This is a genomic window from Actinoalloteichus fjordicus (assembly GCF_001941625.1).
GTDB lineage: Bacteria > Actinomycetota > Actinomycetes > Mycobacteriales > Pseudonocardiaceae > Actinoalloteichus_A > Actinoalloteichus_A fjordicus.
Genome location: NZ_CP016076.1, coordinates 6,638,605 through 6,656,249, shown reverse-complemented (window position 1 = coordinate 6,656,249; position 17,645 = coordinate 6,638,605). Strand labels below are relative to the sequence as shown.

The window sequence follows — 17,645 nt, the reverse complement described above, 5'->3', positions numbered from 1 at the left end:
CCCCGGCCGGAGCGACCTCGCCGAGGATCAACCCGGTGCCCTCGATCCTGCCGTGCCACCGTGCGGCGGCATCGGATCGGCACGACCGCCGATCGGCAACAGAGTTCGATCACGACAGCCCGTCCGGCGCAGCCGGGCCAGAGTTCCCCTTGAGGAGATCACGACGATGTCGTCCCCTGACCAGGCCGTCCGACCCGTTACCGGCGAGCAGTACGAGATCCGAGACGGCGAGGTTCGTGCGGTCGCGACCGAGGTCGGCGCAGGCCTGCGCGAATTCGAGGTCGACGGGATCGCCTACCTGCACTCCTTCTCCGAACAGCAGCTGCCGCCGTTCGGCGCGGGCACGTTGCTGGCGCCGTGGCCGAACCGGGTCGCGGACGGCAGGTGGACCCTCGACGGCGAGCCGCAGCAGCTCGCCCTGACCGAGCCAGCCCGGCACAACGCGATCCACGGACTGCTCCGGCAGACCTCCTGGGAGGTCGTCGAGCGGCGGGAGGCCCGGATCGAGCTCGCCGCGACGGTCAACGTGCAGGCGGGCTGGCCGGTTCCGCTGCGGGTGGCCGTCGTTTACGAGGTCGGCGCGGACGGACTCACGATCACCCACCGCGCGACCAACATCGGTCGGAGCCGCAGCCCGTTCGGGGTCGCCTCCCATCCGTTCCCGAGGCCGGGGAACACGCCGACCTTGGACTGCACGCTGACGCTGCCCGCAGGCACGGTCCTCCCGGTCGACGACCGGCTGCTGCCGACCGGGCCCGCCGAGCCGGTCGACGGGACGGACTTCGACTTCCGGGCGGGCCGACCGCTGCGCGGGGTCACGCTGGACACCGCCTTCGGCGACTGTCGGCCGGATGAGACGGGTCTGGTCCGGCACAGCCTGCTCGGCCCGGACGGCTCCGGAGTGCAGGTGTGGGCCGAGCCGGTGTTCAGCTGGGTGCAGGTCTTCACTCCGGAGGACCTCGGCGGGAACGGCCCTGCGGTGGCGATCGAGGCGATGACCTGTCCGCCGGACGCGTTGAACTCGGGCGTCGATCTGATCTGGCTGGAGCCCGGCGAGACCTGGCAGGGCAGCTGGGGCATCCGGCGGGTGTGATCGCGGTGCCGGGGGCGGCCTGTCGCCGTCACACCCGCACGCCGACGCCCGGCGCGCGGCTCGACGGCGCAGGCCTCGCTTGGCGGGTCTCGACGGGCTGCGGCCGGGCGCCGGTGGCTGTGTCGCGGAGCCCGATACGACGGTGATGCGGGTGTGATTCGACCGTGATTCGACGACGGGCGGGTGTTCTGCCCGCCCGTCTCGGTCTCGACGGACTGTCTTGTGCGGTGCCGGAGGTCCGCCGATCGCCTGCGCCGACGTCGATGCCGCGTTGCTCTGATCGGCCGAAGAGATTAGCGTTGCTAACCATGACAGATGTCCTCATCACAGGCGGATACGTGGTCCCGGTCGACCGCGATCCGATCTCGGGCGGCTCGGTGTTGATCCAGGCCGGGAAGATCGTCGCGGTGGGCTCGGCCGCCGAGGTCACCGCGCCCACCGGCATTCGCACGATCGACGCGAGCGGGCAATGGGTGCTGCCAGGCTTCGTCGAGTCGCACGGGCACATCGGCGTGCACGAGGAGGGTGAGGGCTGGGCGGGGCAGGACACCAATGAGATGACCGACCCCAACGGCGCCCGCTTCCGCGCGCTGGACGCGATCAACGCAGCCGACATCGGCTTCCACGACGCGTTGGAGGGCGGTGTCACGTCCTCGGTGATCAAGCCGGGCTCCGGCAACCCGATCGGCGGCCAGACCGTCGCGGTGAAGAACTGGGGTCGCACCGTCGACGAGATGCTCGTCCGGCAGCCGGTCAGCGTGAAGAGCGCGCTCGGCGAGAACCCGAAGCGGGTCTACGGCGAGCAGAAGAAGACGCCGTCCACTCGGCTCGGGGTGGCCGCGATCATCCGGGACGCCTTCCTGAAGGCCCAGGACTACCGGGAGCGGCGGGAGCACACCCGCCAGGAGGGCAAGCCCTTCGAACGGGACGCGACGATGGAGGTCCTGGTCAAGGTCCTGGACCGGGAGCTGCCGTGGTGCCAGCACACGCACCGGGCCGACGACATCGCCACCGCGATCCGGCTGTCCGAGGAGTTCGGCTACCGACTGGTGATCAACCACGGCACCGAGGGTCATCTGGTGGCCGATCTGCTCGCCGAGAAGCAGATCCCGGTCATCATCGGCCCGCTGTTCACCACCCGGTCCAAGGTCGAGGTGCGACAGCGGCACCTGCGCAACCCCGGCATCCTGGACCGGGCGGGCGTGGAGATCGCGATCACCACCGATCACCCCGTCATCCCGATCAACTTCCTCGTGCACCAGGCGACGTTGGCGGTCAAGGAGGGGCTCGATCCGGCGGCAGCGCTGCGCTCGCTCACGGTCAACCCGGCGCGCATCCTCGGCCTGGACGACCGGGTCGGCTCGCTGACACCCGGTCTGGACGGCGACGTCGTGCTGTGGTCCGGTGACCCGCTGGACGTGATGAGTCGGGCGCTGCGGGTGTTCGTCGACGGCCGGGAGGTCCTGACCTACGACGAGGCCACCCGCGAGCAGACCATCGCCGATCCGTTCTATCGCGAGGGCTGAGGCCTCGCACCTGCTCCCGTCGACCGCCGAGGATGGCGATCGACGTCTTGCCCACGCGGCCTCGGGTCTGATAGGTCAGGGCGACGCCGGTCTGAAAGTCTGTCTTTGATCCCCCTCCGTCGCCGCGCTGGCCCCGCGCAACAGGACAGTGGGGATTGAAGACAGGCTCTGAGGCGGTGACCTTGTCGATGAGGAGTACGGATGATCCTGGTGGGCGGCGAAGCGCTGGTCGACCTCGTTCCGGAGCAGTCGGCGGATCGGCGAGCCTGCGAGGACGATCTCGCTTCGCTGTCGCCCCGGCTCGGGGGCGGCCCGTTCAACGTGGCGATGGCGGCGGGCAGGCTCGGTGTGCCGACGGGCTTCCTGTCGCGGATCTCCACCGACTCCTTCGGTCGGGCGCTGCTTGCCAGGCTCACGGCCTCCGGGGTGGACGTCACACTGGTGCAGCGAGGTCAGGAGCCGACGAGTCTCGCCGTCGTCGACCTCGACGGCGGCGGCTCGGCCCGGTACACCTTCCATGTCGCCGCGACGGCCGATCGGCTGGTCGAGGAGCCCGCCACCCTGCCTGCCGAGGTGACCGCCCTGTGCCTCGGGACCCTGGGCATGGTTCTGGAGCCGGGGGCGAGCCGGTACGAGTCGCTGCTGCGGCGGGCGGTGCGACGCGGCACGCTGACGATGCTCGACCCGAACATCCGGGCCGCGCTCATCCCCGACGCGGCGGCGTATCGCAGCCGGTTCCTGTCCTGGCTGCCCGACGTCGGCGTACTCAAGCTCTCCGACGACGACGCGGCCTGGCTGGCCGACGTCGAGCCAGGAGAGCCTGCCCCGCTGTCCGAGCCTGCCGAGGTGACGCACGGCGTCGACGGTGCCCAGGAGTCGCTCGGCGTCGATCCTCGGGTGCTGGCGGCGGCCCGTCGATGGCAGGAGGCCGGGCCCGCCGCCGTGATCCTGACCAGAGGCGCCGACGGCCTGCTGGTCCTGTTCTCCGGCGGCCGCCTCGTCGAGGTGCCGGGCGTCCCGGTCACCGTCGTGGACACCATCGGCGCGGGCGACACCGTCTCCGGCGCGGTGCTGGCGTGGCTGCATCGGCACGGCGCCGTGACCCCGGCCGGTCTCGCGGGCCTCGACGAGGGCGGCTGGACCGACTGCCTGTCGTTCGCTGCGGCCGCCTCGGCCCTGACCTGTTCTCGGCAGGGCGCCGAACCGCCCTGGGCCGCCGAACTGGCGGGGTGGTCTACGGGATGAGTTCGGCATGGCGCCTGCCGAATCGATTGATCCTGGTCGTCCCCGGATATTCGGTCCAGGCGCCGACGATGACCTCATCCTCGGTTTCGGATGCCCTCGGTGACTGGTGAGCCGACTATTCGCGGGCGGCCGAACATCTTCTGATCGAGGGCACCGGAAATTGTCACTTTCCGTGTCCTCGATCAGTGCCCGCATCCGGGTTTCTTTATCGTCCCGGCACGAGAATGGGAACGGATCGACACTTCATCCGGCCCGATCGGGGTCGAAATGTGAAGAATCTATGCCTTCGGTGTCTCCGCCGTCGTGCTACCCCGGACGGCCCAGCGGCCGGAAACGATCACTGTGTGTGATGTCCGTCTCATTCCGTTCCGGGTGATCTTCGCGGACGCCTCCGATGCTGCACCCCGTCCTGGTGCCGGGGTCCGGCCGTTCGACCGCCGTAGGCATCCGTCTGATGGAGTAGTCGCCGACTCCGTAGCGCAACCGTCGGTCGGGGGTGTCCGCTCGCCGGAGACCGCGCGGGCGGGCGGAGCGGCCTCAGCGGGCTCAATTGTGAGCTGAGCCTCTCCCCAATCTGTGATTGTGATCCCAACTGGGCCTGCCGGCTAACGCGATGGGTAGGCGGCGGCCATTCCGAGGACTAGCGTGGCGAGAGACAGGACCCCGACGAGGCGGTGCTGACGTTTCAGCTGTGGGCAGCCGATTCGGCTTGCGGTGGCGTAGTGCGACTAGCACGGTGAGCGTTGTCTCGTCCGAGTGTTGAGAGGGACCAGTATGCCCGACGACGCGAATGCTCACCGTTCCGTCGCGCTGCGCCACAAGGGCGGCGACCATGAGATGTCAGTCGTGCCCGCCACCGACGGGGCGTCTGGTATCGATCTCGGCAAGTTGCTCGCGAAGACGGGGTTGGTGACGCTCGACTCGGGCTTCGTCAACACCGCGGCCTGTTCCTCCACCATCACCTACATCGATGGTGACGCAGGCATCCTCCGCTACCGGGGATATCCGATCGAGCAGCTCGCGCAGCGGTCGAACTTCATCGAGGTCAGCTACCTGCTGATCTACGGTGAGCTGCCCACCCAGGCCCAGCTCGACGATTTCACCGACAAGATCCAGCGGCACACGCTGCTGCACGAGGACCTGAAACGGTTCTTCGACGGGTTCCCCCGCGATGCGCACCCGATGCCGGTGCTCTCCTCGGCGGTCTCGGCGCTGTCCACGTTCTACCAGGACAGCCTCAACCCGCTCGATCCCCATCAGGTCGAGATGTCGACGATTCGCCTGATGGCGAAGCTCCCCACCATCGCGGCCTACGCGTACAAGAAGTCCGTGGGACAGCCGTTCCTGTACCCGGACAACTCGCACGGGCTGGTGGAGAACTTCCTGCGGATGACCTTCGGTCTGCCCGCAGAGCCCTACGAGGTCGACCCGGCGCTCATCCGCGCCCTCGACCTGCTGTTCATCCTGCACGCCGACCACGAGCAGAACTGCTCGACGGCGACCGTGCGGATGGTGGGCTCGTCGGAGGCGAACCTGTTCGCCAGCGTCTCGGCGGGCATCAACGCCCTGTTCGGGCCGCTGCACGGCGGGGCGAACCAGGCCGTCCTGGAGATGCTCGACGGCATTCGTGCCGACGGCGGCAACGTCGAGAGCTTCGTGGACAAGGTCAAGAACAAGGCCGACGGCGTCAAGCTGATGGGCTTCGGTCACCGGGTCTACAAGAACTACGACCCTCGCGCGGCCATCGTCAAGAAGACGGCCGACGAGGTGCTCGGCAGGCTTGGCGTCGACGACCCGCTGCTCGACATCGCGCTCAAGCTCGAAGAGCGGGCCCTGTCCGACGACTACTTCGTGGAGCGCAGGCTCTACCCGAACGTCGACTTCTACACGGGTCTGATCTACAAGGCGATGGGCTTCCCGACCAGGATGTTCACCGTGTTGTTCGCGCTGGGCAGGCTGCCCGGCTGGATCGCACAGTGGCGGGAGATGATCGAGGACCCGGCCCGCAAGATCGGCAGGCCTCGGCAGGTGTACACCGGCGCGACCGACCGGGACTTCATCCCGCTCACCGAGCGCTGATCCGCCGCACCGCAGGCACCGTCACGAAGGGCACTCCGCAGGGGTGCCCTTCGTGGTGTGTCGGCCGGTTCCTGTGCCGGTGGTGCCGGATCGCCGCCGACGACACCGCTGCGCAGGCGATGCTCTGCGGCTAGCGTCGCGAGCATGGTTTGGGACGACACGAGCGTGCTGTGGTTTCGGCGTGACCTGCGCTGCGGGGATCAGCCTGCGATGGCGGCGGCCGGGGAACGGGCAGGCCGGGTGCTGGCCCTGTTCGTCCTCGATGATCGGCTGCTCGGGCCTGCGGGCGCCCCGCGTCGCACCTTCCTCTTCCGCTGTCTGCGGGCGCTGGCCGAGCAGCTCGACGGACGACTGCTCATCGTGCACGGTGATCCGGTCGAGGCGGTCGCGGCCGCAGCCGAGGCGGTGTCCGCCCGCACCGTGCACGTCACCACCGACACCGGCCCGTACGGACGACGTCGGGACGACGCGGTGCAGCGACGGCTTGCCGGACAGGGCGTGGAGCTGATCGGCACCGGGACCGCCTACGCGGTCTCGCCAGGCCGAGTGCGCAAGCCGGACGGCACCCCCTATCGCGTCTTCACACCGTTCCGCCGGGCCTGGGGTGAACACGGGTGGCGGCAGCCCTCGGCGAGTGATCCCTCGACGATCGACTGGATCGACCCCGGCACGCTTCGCGGCGGCCCGACGGCGGTGCCCGTGCCCGCTGACGACGACCTCGGCGAGGTCCGACTGCCCGCAGCGGGGGAGCGGGCCGGGCTGGACCGCTGGGCGTCCTTCCGCGACGAGCGACTCGCCGACTACGCGGAAGGCAGGGATCGGCCCTCGGCCGACGGCACCAGCAGGCTCTCGACCTATCTGCACTGGGGCTGTGTCCACCCGCGCACCCTGCTCGCCGACCTGGCAGGCGATCGAGGAGAAGGCGCGACGGCCTTCCGACGTGAACTGGCTTGGCGGGACTTCCTCGCCGACGTGCTGTGGCATCAGCCGGAGTCGGCGCGGCAGAACCTCGACCGGCGCTTCGACCGGATCTCCTACGACACGGGTCCGGACGCGGACGAGCGCTTCGAACGGTGGCGAACCGGACGGACCGGCTTCCCCTTCGTCGACGCCGGGATGCGACAGCTGGCCCGCGAGGGCTGGATGCACAACCGGGTGCGGATGGTCGCGGCGAGTTTCCTGGTCAAGGACCTGCACCTGCCCTGGTGGTGGGGTGCGCGGCACTTCATGACGGCGCTGGTGGACGGCGACCTGGCGTCGAATCAGCATAACTGGCAGTGGGTCGCGGGCAGCGGCACCGACTCGGCGCCGTACTTCCGGGTGTTCAACCCCGTGACACAGGGGCGGCGCTTCGACCCGGACGGCGACTACGTGCGCAGGCACGTCCCGGAACTGCGGGGGATCGCAGGCAAGGCGGTGCACGAACCGTGGAAGGCAGGGGAGGACGCGCCCGCCGACTATCCGGAGCGGATGGTCGATCACGGCGAGGAACGGCAGGAGGCGCTGCGCCGCTTCGGCGAGATCAGCGGTCGCTGACGGACCGCTGCCGAGACGGGACTCGGCCCCGCTCCACGAGTCGAGAGCGGGGCCGAGTCGGTCTGCGGCGTGGGATCAGGCCTTGCTCAGCGCGTCCTTCAGCTTCACCCGGCTGCCGGTGCGCAGCACGGCGTTCGAGTAGATCCGCGACGCCAGCGCCAGCAGCACCGCGGCCGCCACGAGGCTGAGGACGACGGCCACGCCGATCTGCCAGATCGGCACCACCGAGGTCGCGATCCGGACCGGCATCATGAACGGCGAGAAGAACGGCAGCAGCGACAGCCATTCGCCCGTCTCGTTCTCCGGATCACCGACCAGCAGCGTGAAGGTCAGGATGAACGGGATGAGGACCAGCATCATCATCGGCATCATCACCGACTGCACGTCCTCCTGCCGGGAGACCAGCGCCCCGGAGGCCGCCGCCAAGGTGGCCAACAGGAAGAAGCCGAGCAGGTACCACAGCAGGCCGGACACCGCGGCGCTCAACGCCGCCGTCGGCACCGTCAGCAGTCCCGCCGCCACGGCGCCGCCGACGCCGATGATCGCGATGGACAGCAGCTGTACGAGCCCGACCGCCCCGATGCCGACGACCTTGCCGAGCATCAGCTGGTAGGGCCGGATGGTGGCGAGCAGCAGCTCGACGACCCTGCTCGACTTCTCCTCCACGACGCCCTGCGCCACGTAGGAGCCGTACATCATCATCGACATGTAGAGCAGGAAGCAGGTCGCGATGCCGATGAAGAGCTGCTCGACCTGCTGGGGGTTGGCCTCGTCGAGGTGCGTGATCTGGACCTGCGCCGCCGCCGCGACCTCCTGCTGGACCTGCGCCGGATCGAGCCCGCCTGCGGTCAGCTGGGCGTTCAGCGCCGCCTGCTGGGCGATGCCGGACAACAGGACCTCGACGGTGTCGGGGAGGCCGGTCTTCACCGTCACCTGGGGTTCGGCTGGAGTGCCGCCGACCAGGACGTCCAGCTCCTCGTCGCGCACCTGCTGCTCGCCGGTGGCGGCGTCGGGCACCTCAGTGACGACCAGGTCCTCGCCGAGCGCCTCGCCCGACGCGGACAGCTCCGCCGAGATCGCGGTCATCTCGCCGGTGAGCCCGATGGACGTCGAGCTGTCACGGCCGCCGATGAAGGTCATCATGGCGATGTAGAGCGCGATGGCTGCGACGAGGCCGAGCGTGCCGAACACGAAGCTCTTCGACTTCAGTCGGGTGTCGATCTCCCGCTTGGCCACCAGCATGATCGCCTTCGTGGGGCTGACCGCCCGGCTGCGGGAGGGAGTCGGGGCGCTCACTGCGCCACCTCCTGACTGACGACGTTGCGGAACAGTTCGGTGAGGGCGGGGCGGTGGGGGGAGAACTCGCGGACCGGCCCGGTCGCCAACGCCGCGGCGAGCAGCTGCTGGTCGTCGACGCCGTGGGACAGCTCGACCAGGTAGGCGGAGCCGGTCTGCTCGACGACTCGCACGCCCGAGATCGCGTCGGTCCACCCCGGCTGCGCCGAGGGGACGTCGATCCGGATGCGCAGCGCCGCGTCACCGCGCAGCTCGTCGACGGTGCCGCAGGCCACCATCTCGCCCGACCGGATGATGCCGACGCGGTCGCAGAACCGCTCGACGAGTTCGAGCTGGTGGCTGGAGAAGATCACCGGCGCTCCTGCCGATGCCTTCTCGCGCAGCACGCTGCTCATCACGTCGACGGCCATCGGGTCCAGCCCGGAGAACGGCTCGTCCAGGATGAGCACCTCGGGGTCGTGGACGAGTGCGGCGGCGAGCTGCACGCGCTGCTGATTGCCCAGGCTGAGCTTCTGCACCTCGTCCTTGCGGCGTTCGGCGAGGCCGAGCCGCTCCGTCCACTCGTCGGCGGCCCGACGTGCGTCGGCCGTGGCCATCCCGTGCAGCTCACCCAGGTACACGAGCTGGTCGTGCACCTTCATCTTCGGGTAGAGCCCACGTTCGGAGGGCATGTAGCCGATCTTGCGGCGGGTGTCGAAGTCGACGGCGTGGCCCTGCCAGCGGACCTCGCCGGAGTCGGTGGCGAGCACCCCCATGGCGATGCGCATCGTGGTCGTCTTGCCCGCACCGTTGCTGCCGACGAACCCGAAGAGCTCTCCGGACCGGACCTCGAAGGTCATCTCGTTCAGCGCGACCAGTTCGCCGTAGCGTTTGCTCAGCCGGTCGATCTCTAAGGTGGACTCGTTCACTGTCGTCCTCCCCCATTTCTGTCGTGCGGTGTTCTCTGTTCTGCGTCGCCGAAGCGGGCGACGCGGGGCTCCACACCGTGGGCGGCCTCGTCGGTGGAAGCCTCGCGGTGGAAGTTCTGGTCTCGGGTCGACTCCGGTGTCTGTGGTGGGGCCTCTGCGGTGGGGACAGTCTGGGCGGTGGGCGCGTTCTCCGCGCTCTCTGCGGTGACTGCGGTGGTCGAGCCTGCCTGCCGAGGCGTGGCCGCGGCGCCGCCCGCCTCCTCGACCTCGTCGAGCAGGTCCGCCGGGTCGTCGTCGGGCAGGGTCCAGGCCAGCACGCCGACGGGGACCGTGCCGCAGAACAGGGTGACCGAGGCGATCACCACGGCCAGGTGTGCCGCAGTGACCTGCTGGGCGCCCAGCGAACCCAGTGCTCCACAGACCGCCCCGTTGAGAGTCATCGCGGTGATGAAGCCGTACCGGGTCGCTCTGTCCCGCAGGGCGCTCTCTCGTTCGTCGAGCACCAGCGTGCTGGATTCGGAGATGCCTCTGGTGACGACACGCAACAGGATCCACTGCGCGATCCAGAGGACCACCAACCCGAGCCAGAGCAGCTGACGCCAGCTCGGTTCGCCGCCTGAGGTCACGGTGACCAGCACGCCTGCGACGGCGGTGGCTCCGCAGGTCACCACCAGCGGCCTGCGGTGGGCTCGATCGCGCCAGGCGGGCAGCGTGCGGTCCAGCCGCTCCAGGCGGCGTTGATGCGCGCCGACGCGGATCTCGCGATAGCGCTGCCGGAGCGTCTCCTGCCGGTTCACGTCTCGCCCCGCCTGCCGTAGAGCTCCTCGGACAAGGGGGCGAACGGGGTTCGACTGAACACCGCCTCGACGGGCAGCCCGAAGACCTCGCAGATTCGCAGGGCGAGGTCGAGGCTCGGGTAGTGATCCCCGCGTTCTAACGCCCCGATCGTCTGTGGATTCACCTCGACCGCCTTCGCCAACGTCACTCTCGACAACCCCCGTTCGGTCCGAAGCACCTGAATCCGATTGAAGATCGGCAGGTCTTTCCCCCTACGGACTGGGCTCACGCAACACAATGTTGCAAAAACACAACAGGAAGTCAAAACGAACTCATGTTCGGTGGTCGTGGACCCGCCCAGGCCGAGATCCGGTCTCGCGAGGTGATCGGGTGGCTACGATCGGTGCCCGTCGAGGCTCGTCGGAGGGCATTGCCGGACGAGCTGGGACGCCGCACCCTGGGGCGTGTATCCGGACCTGCCCGTCGGGCCCGGCCGCCGCAGGCGTGCGGCGACACCGAGATGCCTACTCGCCACTGGGAGGAGAGCGGGATGACGATGTACAGCGAGGCGGACCGATGCGAACCGTGCTCGCACCGGGCCCTGCTCGACGAGGGCACCGCCAATGCGCTGGTCCGGGTCGCCGACGGCTGCCTGGTAGCCCGCCGATGCCCGCACTACGACGACGGATGGCACGTCTGGGCGCCCGAGACGGAGACGGCCGGGCCCGCGACCGGAGGCAGCGTTCCGTCCTCCGGGGAGTGACCGAATGCGAGGCGTCGAGCCGATCGGCCCGGTTCGGCGGGGCGACTCCCTGTGCAGCCCCGCGCCGTCGGCCCGGCGGCTGCGACGGCGCAGGCCCTCAGTCCGGCTGGCCTGCCCCGATGCCTTGCCGACCGCGCAGGCTGGCGGCGGCCGTGCGAGATCGCTGCCGAGCCAGGCTGCTCTGCCCCGGCTGGCGCCACCCCCCGGCTGACTCTGCCCGCCTGCCGAGTCGAAGCCGCCGGGAGGCCGCGCACGCTCCTGCCGAGACCCCGTCAGAGGGTGACGACCATCTTGCCCATGTTCTCCCCTCGCATCATCCCGATGAGCGCGGCAGGGGCGTTCTCCAGCCCCTCGACGACGGTCTCCCGGTACCGGAGGCTGCCGTCGCGCACCCAGCCGCCGACCTCGCGCAGGAACTCGGGACGAAGGTCGGCGTGATCGATGACCAGGAAGCCGCGCATGGTCAGCCGACGGGCGACGAAGCGCAGCAGGTTGCGGGGGCCGGGCGGCGGCTCGGTCGCGTTGTATCCGGAGATCCCGCCGCACATCGCGATGCGGCCGTTGCGCCGCATCGCGCCGATGGCGGCCTCCAGGTGCTCGCCGCCGACGTTGTCGAAGTACACATCGATGCCCTCGGGCGCGGCGGCGCGGAGCTGGTCGGCCACCGGCCCGTCCTTGTAGTCGAAGGCGGCGTCGAAGCCGAGCTCCCCGGTCAGGTACCGCACCTTCTCGGGAGAGCCCGCGCTGCCGATGACCCTGGCCGCGCCCTTGAGCCTGGCCACCTGGCCTGCCACGGAGCCGACGGCGCCCGCCGCGCCGGACACGAAGACGACGTCGCCCACCGCCAACGCCGCCACCTCCAACATCCCGGCATACGCCGTCAGGCCGGGCATGCCCAGCACGCCGAGGTATGCGCTCGGCGGCGCGAGATCGGGGTCTACCCGGGTGGTGTGCCGGGCGTCGACGACCGCGTGCTCCCGCCAGCCGAGGTTGTGCAGGACGAGGTCACCGGTGCGCACCGACTCGGTGTCCGACATCACCACCTCGCCGACGGCCAGGCCTTGCATCGGCGCCCCGATCTCGAAGGGCGGCGCATAGGACTCGACGTCGTTCATCCGACCGCGCATGGCCGGGTCGACGCTCATCGCCAGGTTGCGGATCAACACCTGGCCCGGTCCGGGGGCCGGGATCGGCACCTCGACGAGGTCGAAGTCCTCCGCGACCGGCCAGCCGACCGGACGGGCGGCGAGTCGGATCTCCCTGGAGTTCGACGCGGTCATGACGACCAGCTCCTCACGCTTGGCGGCTGTGACGGTGACGGGAGGGCGGCGGGGTGAGCGAGCGGGTCCGCGGGCTCACCGCTGTCGGGCTGGATCGGCGGTCTTCTCCGGTGACCTCCGTGCCCGACTGGCGACCGCCCATAACGCGGTCACCCGGCGATAGTCGAAGCCGAGCCGTCGATAGACGCGAATCGCCGCCATATTCTGTTGATCGACCATCAGAGTCGCTCGGCCGTACTCGGCGATCAGCGAGTCGCGGATGAAGCCGCACACCGCCGTCGACGCGCCTCGGCCCCGATAGTGCGGCTCGGTCGCGACGCCGCCGAGGAAGCCGACCGTCGGCCCGCTCCACGCGTTGCCGCCGACCGACACCAACCGGCCCTTCGTGTTGTGCCAGCCCGCCCATCGGCTTCGCTCCGGACCGGAGGGCAGTACGAAGGCGTCCGGATTGCTCCGCCGGACCAGCTCGTCGGCCTCGTCGATCTCGTCGTCCCGCAGCCAGCGCGCCCGATGCGTCTCCACCGGTGTTCCCCGCCTGCTGAGCTCCATCCAGCCGAAGTCGGCTCGGCCCGCCTCGCTGAACCCGGCGAGCAGCGGTGCGTCGGCCAGGTCGGTCCACAGCAGGGGCCGATAGTCGGGGCCGTGCCGTTCCCAGGCGGAGATGAGCAGCTCCGCGACGTCGCGTTCCGGCCCGTCCACCACGATCCGATCGTCCCGGTTCAGCCGAGGTGCCACGACGGCCACCGCGTCGCCGAGTCGGTAGGCCCGGCCTCTGCCGTGGGGATGGGTCGGCAGCAGCACCTGCGAGGCCCACTGGACCAGCAGGCTGTCTGTCGAGGCGGCCACCTCGTCGGGGCCGAACAATTCGTGCACGCGCCGGATCATCCGCTGTGGGGGCTTTCAGCTCTAGAAGTTGGGTGCAAGGCCACACGCCCTCCGGTCAGGACCGACGACGGGTCAGCATCGGCAGGTCGAGCAGGCCTCGGCGGCGCAGAGCCTCGTCCAGCCGATCGAAGGCCCGGTCGATGTCCCGTTCGCAGTCGTCGAGGTCGTAGGCGAGTGCCACCGCCGCCGGTCTGGGCAGCGGCGTCATGGTCAGCCAGCGCTGATCCCACAGGGCCTCCACCGCAGCCTCCCACCGCAGTCGCACGATGAGCCGGGTGACCCGCTCCCGGTCGGCGGCGCGCAGCACGTCGTCGCGCGCCTCGGCCACGGACTCGCGCAGCTCTGCCGCGAGTCGTTGATCCTGTGCGCGCATCGCGGCCAGTGCTCCGGTGGCCGTCCCGCAGAGCTCCTTGTACCGCTCGCCTGCCGAGCCGAACTCAGTCATCGTCACTCCGTGGGTCGGGCGAGGGGATCGGGCCGGGGGTCTCTCGTTCGCCCGCGTCGCAGGGAATGACGACCTGCGGCCGGGAATGATGGAAGCGGTCGAAGAACAGGCCGCGTCGAGGCCGAGGCGACCAGGTGATCACCTGGTTCGCGGCCAGGCTGCCGAGCTCCTGCCCGTGCACGTCGAACGCCACCCACGCCCCGATGTCCTCCAACCCGCCCATCGCCAGTGCGCTCTTGAGTCTGCCGGTACTGCGCCACCAGCCGATCACATGGGTCTGGAGTTCCGGTCCGTGCTTGAGCACCAGCCGGAGGCTGTCCAGACCGGTGCGGGCCTTCTTTGTGTCGCGATCCTCCAGCCGAGGGTGCGCCGAGTCGACGCCGAACAGCAGCAGGTAGTGCGGAAGCTTCTTCTCGTCTTCGGCGGGCGGTTCATCGGAGAGTCTGGCCTTCAACTCGTCGGCCGTGGCGTCGATCAGGTCCCTGGCATCCACGAGATACTTGATCTCGGCACGGTGTTCGAGATCCTTCAGCTCGCCGTGCAGGCTCTCCGCCGCCTGCTCCGAGCCCTCCACCAGCGACGCCACCGTGAAGCGCACCGTCCCCGCCTTGTGCTGCCTGGCCAGGGACAGCGCCGCCGCGGTGAGCACCGCGCTCGCATCGCGCTGCACCGAGCCCAGCACCGCGATGTTGCGGCCGGGACTGGCCGCCAACGGTACGACCGCGCCGCTGCCCGCCATGTCGATGACCTGGCCCAGCAGGGCGACCGGGACGTGTCGGGACCCGGTCGCGGGCGCGGCCAACCGGGTGAAGTCCGGCAGCGTGCGCAGCTTCGGGGTGTTGCTGCCGTCGAAGAGCCGAGGCTCGGTCAGCTCCGGGGGCCTGCGCTGCCACAGATCGGCCTGTAGCCGATCGGCGGTGCCGCGCGCCGTGGAGTCCGGGATGCGGGCCACCTCGTTGCCGTGCGGGACGCCGGAGTCGTGGTTGATCACCGCGTGCCTGCGCGGGATCTCCATCGCGGCCTGATTGACCTCCGTGAGCACCCGGCGCGCCTTCGGGAGCGCGATGCGCACGGTGAACTGCTCGAAGATCGCGGGCTTGCCCCAGAACACCTCGATGCCGGAGACGTCCTGGCTGGACAGCACCAGGTGGATGCCCTGCGACCGGCCCCGCCGTGCGACGTCCTCCAACAGGGCGGCGGCCATGCTGGTCACCTCGTCTCTGGCGGCGAACAGATACTGGAACTCGTCGATCACCGCGACGATCCGAGGCCACCGGCCCGTCGGGTCCTCGGCGCGCAGCTCCTCCAGCTTGGTCACCTCGTGCTGCTTGGCGCGCTCGGCCCTGCGTCGCATCTCGTCGGAGAGGTAGCGCAGCAGGGCCACGCCGAACTCGCGATCCTCGTTGACGTTCACCCCCACCAGCCGCGCGTGCGGCAGCCAGCTCGGGTCGCGACGGCCGGGGGCGAACTGCGCGAACGACACGCCCTCCTTGAAGTCCAGGACGTAGAACTCCAGCTCGTGGGGCGAGTACCGCGCGGCGAGCCCGCCGAGCATCGCATAGAGGAAGTTCGTCTTGCCGGAGCCGCTCGGCCCGCCGATGAGGGCGTGCGGCGAGGCGTCGCCCAGTGACACGTACACCGGGTCGCCGTCGGCGTAGCCGATCGGCGTCTGGAGCCCGGTGGCGGAGTGGTAGGTCCACGGCTCGTTGGGCAGCAGGTCGTCGAAGCTGGAGACCCGGCTGCGTCGGGTGAGCAGCTCGTCGGCGATCGCATTGCAGGCCCGAGGCACGAGTTCCCTCGGCAGCGCCGGATCGAGGTAGACCGTGGCATGCGGCCCGGTCATGCTGCATCGGGCCGTCTGATCGTCGTGGAGCCGGAGCGTCTCCACGGCGCTGTTCACGGTGATCGGCAGGTCGACGATGATGAGCTGCACACCGCAGGAGAGCCCGTTGCGCGCGATGCGCTGGAGCTTCTGCTGATGCTCCTCGCGCAGTGCCGTGCGATTGCCGAAGAGCACCGCGACCCGCCACGGCTCCGGGCGTCTGCCGGTCTCCGAGTGCAGCGCCCCGATCGAGCGTCTGCCGTCGACGAGCACGCTGGTGTGAATGCGCCGGATGTGCTCGGCGAACTCGTCGAGCAGGTCATGCAGCCGGGCCGGGTCGTGCACGGTCAGCAGGCCCGCCCTGGTCAGCGGGTACAGGCCCGGCAGCGATCCGGTGAGCGCGCCGACGTCCCAGACGTGCACCTGCACCAGACCGGGCTGGAAGTGGCTGAGCACGCGCAGCAGCAGCGTCTCCACCAGGTTCTCGGCGTCGACTCTGGACTCCGGTGACGACGTGATGTGCAGATGCGCGCCGTCCAGGAGCGGCACTGCGACCGGGAACGGCTCCGGGACCGGGGCGCTGTCCATCACGGCCGTGCCGATGCGCCAGAGCTCGGGAACACCGCCGTCGCCGACACTGCCGTCGCGTCTGCCCGGCGAACCGAGCCACTCCGGATACGGCTCGGAGGCCGAGCCCGGGGCCGACCGGGCCACCAGGCTCGCCAGCTCCCCTGGCACGGTGCCCGTCCAGTCGGCGAAGTGCGCGTCTCGATCGTTCGTGGCTCGTTGCACCACGGTCTCCAGCGCCGGATTGCGCAGCCCGACGGCCAGCTCCGGGTCCACCAGCGCACGATCGATACCCGCGTCCCGCAGCCACAGCTCGAAGATGCGTTCGGCGTGAATCTGCTGAGCGGCGGTGTGCTGCCGGACCGCGACTCCGAGGGCGCGAGCCACGGCCAGCCGAAACTCCTCGAAGGACTCCGTGATGCGACGTCGTCGCTCGTCTCGCCTGTTCACCAGCACACCTCGTGACGCCTCTCCCTGGTCGGCTCGGTGACCACCGGCCTGTCGAGATCAACGTTACTTGCGATCATCACAGCCGGCTGAGCACCGCATCCACCGCCTGTTCCGAACCCGTCAGCGACTCGAGGGTCCGATCGAGGTCTCCTCTGGCGCGGCTCGCCTCCGGCGGGGTGATCGTCTCGTGGTGATCCGACTCGACCTCGGCCACGATGGCCAGGGCCTCCTCGACCAGACGCAGGGCCGTGGCCGTGCTCAGCCGTGCCCGGTTGATCTCGTCCTTGACCTGCTCCAGCGCGGCACGCACGTCCTCGACACTCGACATCTCCGCGTCACCTTCCGACCACTACTCGATCACTGCCGTGTCCGCCGTGCCTGTCCCGGGGCATCGACGCCCTGCGGGTCAGATTCGTACCGCGCCGCCATGCCGCAGCTGCTCGATGCCCTGACGACTCCGAACGAGTCTTCGAGAGTCTGTCTCTGATCCCTCTCGAGCCGTGAGCGAGGGCTCAGCGTGGCTGAGCTGCCAGGCGACAGGAGGGAGCCATGGTGACCGACGACAACGCCGCAGATCGCCGCGCCTGCCTCGCGCAACTCCGAAAGCAGGGTCAAAGACAGGCTCTTAGAGCCGTGAGACGTACTCGTCGGCGAACCCCACCCAGCCGTTGAGATTCCCGTTGGCGGCGGTGAGGTTCTCGCCTGCCTGCGTCAACATCCCGAGGCCCTGTGGCACCGCGACCTGGGCACTGCCCTGCGTCGCCGAGGAGAAGATGGAATGTGCGTCCTGCGTCGCCTCGACGGCTGACGCCACTGCGGCGAGTGCCTGATTGACCCTCTCGTTGGCCAGTGCCACGCTCGCCCGAACCTCTTCGATGCCTGCCATGCCCCCTGCCTCCACATCACTGCCGAAGTCGCGTCCGACGATCGTCGCCACGCGTGTGTGTTCGAGGTTAGTGGGTGATCACCTCGG

Annotated in this window: 16 protein-coding genes; 6 read left to right on the top strand and 10 right to left on the bottom strand. The window is 69.7% G+C overall.

Features of this window, described 5'->3' with window-relative positions; genetic code table 11:
• Positions 1–166: 166 nt before the first annotated feature.
• The 5 genes from UA74_RS28415 to UA74_RS28395 all read left to right on the top strand — a co-directional run bounded on the left by UA74_RS28415 (position 167) and on the right by UA74_RS28395 (position 7,479).
• Positions 167–1,093 carry an aldose 1-epimerase family protein gene (locus UA74_RS28415; protein WP_075742930.1) on the top strand — a complete coding sequence of 309 codons (927 nt, stop codon included), beginning with the start codon at positions 167–169 and terminating at the stop codon, positions 1,091–1,093.
• A 308-nt stretch (positions 1,094–1,401) separates the two neighbouring features.
• Complete coding sequence (locus tag UA74_RS28410; RefSeq protein ID WP_075742929.1) at positions 1,402–2,619, top strand: amidohydrolase; 1,218 nt, start codon at positions 1,402–1,404, stop codon at positions 2,617–2,619.
• A 201-nt stretch (positions 2,620–2,820) separates the two neighbouring features.
• Positions 2,821–3,864: a carbohydrate kinase family protein gene (locus tag UA74_RS28405; protein ID WP_075742928.1), complete on the top strand. Its 1,044-nt coding sequence runs from the start codon at positions 2,821–2,823 to the stop codon at positions 3,862–3,864.
• 774 nt (positions 3,865–4,638) lie between these two features.
• The gene (locus tag UA74_RS28400; protein ID WP_075742927.1) at positions 4,639–5,943 is read left to right on the top strand and encodes a citrate synthase; all 1,305 of its coding nucleotides are present in this window, start codon (positions 4,639–4,641) and stop codon (positions 5,941–5,943) included.
• Positions 5,944–6,087: 144 nt separating this feature from the next.
• The gene (locus tag UA74_RS28395) at positions 6,088–7,479 is read left to right on the top strand and encodes a cryptochrome/photolyase family protein (RefSeq protein WP_075765804.1); all 1,392 of its coding nucleotides are present in this window, start codon (positions 6,088–6,090) and stop codon (positions 7,477–7,479) included.
• A 75-nt stretch (positions 7,480–7,554) separates the two neighbouring features.
• On the opposite strand, the gene UA74_RS28390 is transcribed toward UA74_RS28395, so the two are convergent.
• From UA74_RS28390 to UA74_RS28375, 4 genes are read right to left on the bottom strand one after another with little or no spacing between them, the layout of a single operon-like run.
• Positions 7,555–8,775: an ABC transporter permease gene (locus tag UA74_RS28390; RefSeq protein ID WP_083683751.1), complete on the bottom strand. Its 1,221-nt coding sequence runs from the start codon at positions 8,773–8,775 to the stop codon at positions 7,555–7,557.
• Positions 8,772–9,683, bottom strand: a complete 912-nt coding sequence (locus UA74_RS28385; protein WP_075742925.1) for an ABC transporter ATP-binding protein — start codon at positions 9,681–9,683, stop codon at positions 8,772–8,774. The genes UA74_RS28390 and UA74_RS28385 overlap by 4 nt, the downstream gene beginning before the upstream one ends.
• Positions 9,680–10,480, bottom strand: coding sequence for a hypothetical protein (locus UA74_RS28380; protein ID WP_075742924.1), 801 nt, complete (start codon positions 10,478–10,480; stop codon positions 9,680–9,682). Before UA74_RS28380 ends, UA74_RS28385 begins: the two co-directional genes overlap by 4 nt.
• A complete protein-coding gene (locus UA74_RS28375; RefSeq protein ID WP_075742923.1) occupies positions 10,477–10,749 on the bottom strand; it encodes a helix-turn-helix transcriptional regulator in 273 nt (90 codons plus the stop codon). The genes UA74_RS28380 and UA74_RS28375 overlap by 4 nt, the downstream gene beginning before the upstream one ends.
• 261 nt (positions 10,750–11,010) lie before the next feature.
• Between UA74_RS28375 and UA74_RS28370 the strand changes: the two genes are divergently transcribed.
• Positions 11,011–11,223, top strand: a complete 213-nt coding sequence (locus UA74_RS28370; protein ID WP_075742922.1) for a hypothetical protein — start codon at positions 11,011–11,013, stop codon at positions 11,221–11,223.
• Between the two features lie 272 nt (positions 11,224–11,495).
• On the opposite strand, the gene UA74_RS28365 is transcribed toward UA74_RS28370, so the two are convergent.
• From UA74_RS28365 to UA74_RS28340, 6 genes are all read right to left on the bottom strand, one after another.
• Entirely contained in the window at positions 11,496–12,503 is a 1,008-nt protein-coding gene (locus UA74_RS28365; protein WP_075742921.1) for an NADP-dependent oxidoreductase, read from the bottom strand.
• A 75-nt stretch (positions 12,504–12,578) separates the two neighbouring features.
• Positions 12,579–13,376 (bottom strand): GNAT family N-acetyltransferase, encoded by a 798-nt coding sequence (locus UA74_RS28360; protein WP_198042869.1) that lies wholly within the window; start codon positions 13,374–13,376, stop codon positions 12,579–12,581.
• Between the two features lie 67 nt (positions 13,377–13,443).
• Positions 13,444–13,833 (bottom strand): hypothetical protein, encoded by a 390-nt coding sequence (locus tag UA74_RS28355; RefSeq protein WP_075742919.1) that lies wholly within the window; start codon positions 13,831–13,833, stop codon positions 13,444–13,446.
• Positions 13,826–16,672, bottom strand: a complete 2,847-nt coding sequence (locus tag UA74_RS28350; protein WP_075744337.1) for an FtsK/SpoIIIE domain-containing protein — start codon at positions 16,670–16,672, stop codon at positions 13,826–13,828. The genes UA74_RS28355 and UA74_RS28350 overlap by 8 nt, the downstream gene beginning before the upstream one ends.
• A gap of 76 nt (positions 16,673–16,748) precedes the next feature.
• Positions 16,749–17,000 (bottom strand): hypothetical protein, encoded by a 252-nt coding sequence (locus tag UA74_RS28345; protein WP_075742918.1) that lies wholly within the window; start codon positions 16,998–17,000, stop codon positions 16,749–16,751.
• Between the two features lie 297 nt (positions 17,001–17,297).
• Positions 17,298–17,609 carry a hypothetical protein gene (locus UA74_RS28340; protein ID WP_083683749.1) on the bottom strand — a complete coding sequence of 104 codons (312 nt, stop codon included), beginning with the start codon at positions 17,607–17,609 and terminating at the stop codon, positions 17,298–17,300.
• Between the last annotated feature and the right edge of the window lie 36 nt (positions 17,610–17,645).

Excerpts from the sequence above, each read along its gene's own strand:
- UA74_RS28415 (WP_075742930.1), top strand. The coding sequence starts at position 167 with ATGTCGTCCCCTGACCAGGCCGTCCGACCCGTTACCGGCGAGCAGTAC.
- UA74_RS28410 (WP_075742929.1), top strand. The coding sequence starts at position 1,402 with ATGACAGATGTCCTCATCACAGGCGGATACGTGGTCCCGGTCGACCGC.
- UA74_RS28405 (WP_075742928.1), top strand. The coding sequence starts at position 2,821 with ATGATCCTGGTGGGCGGCGAAGCGCTGGTCGACCTCGTTCCGGAGCAG.
- UA74_RS28400 (WP_075742927.1), top strand. The coding sequence starts at position 4,639 with ATGCCCGACGACGCGAATGCTCACCGTTCCGTCGCGCTGCGCCACAAG.
- UA74_RS28395 (WP_075765804.1), top strand. The coding sequence starts at position 6,088 with ATGGTTTGGGACGACACGAGCGTGCTGTGGTTTCGGCGTGACCTGCGC.
- UA74_RS28370 (WP_075742922.1), top strand. The coding sequence starts at position 11,011 with ATGACGATGTACAGCGAGGCGGACCGATGCGAACCGTGCTCGCACCGG.
- UA74_RS28365 (WP_075742921.1), bottom strand. The coding sequence starts at position 12,503 with ATGACCGCGTCGAACTCCAGGGAGATCCGACTCGCCGCCCGTCCGGTC.
- UA74_RS28355 (WP_075742919.1), bottom strand. The coding sequence starts at position 13,833 with ATGACTGAGTTCGGCTCGGCAGGCGAGCGGTACAAGGAGCTCTGCGGG.
- UA74_RS28345 (WP_075742918.1), bottom strand. The coding sequence starts at position 17,000 with ATGTCGAGTGTCGAGGACGTGCGTGCCGCGCTGGAGCAGGTCAAGGAC.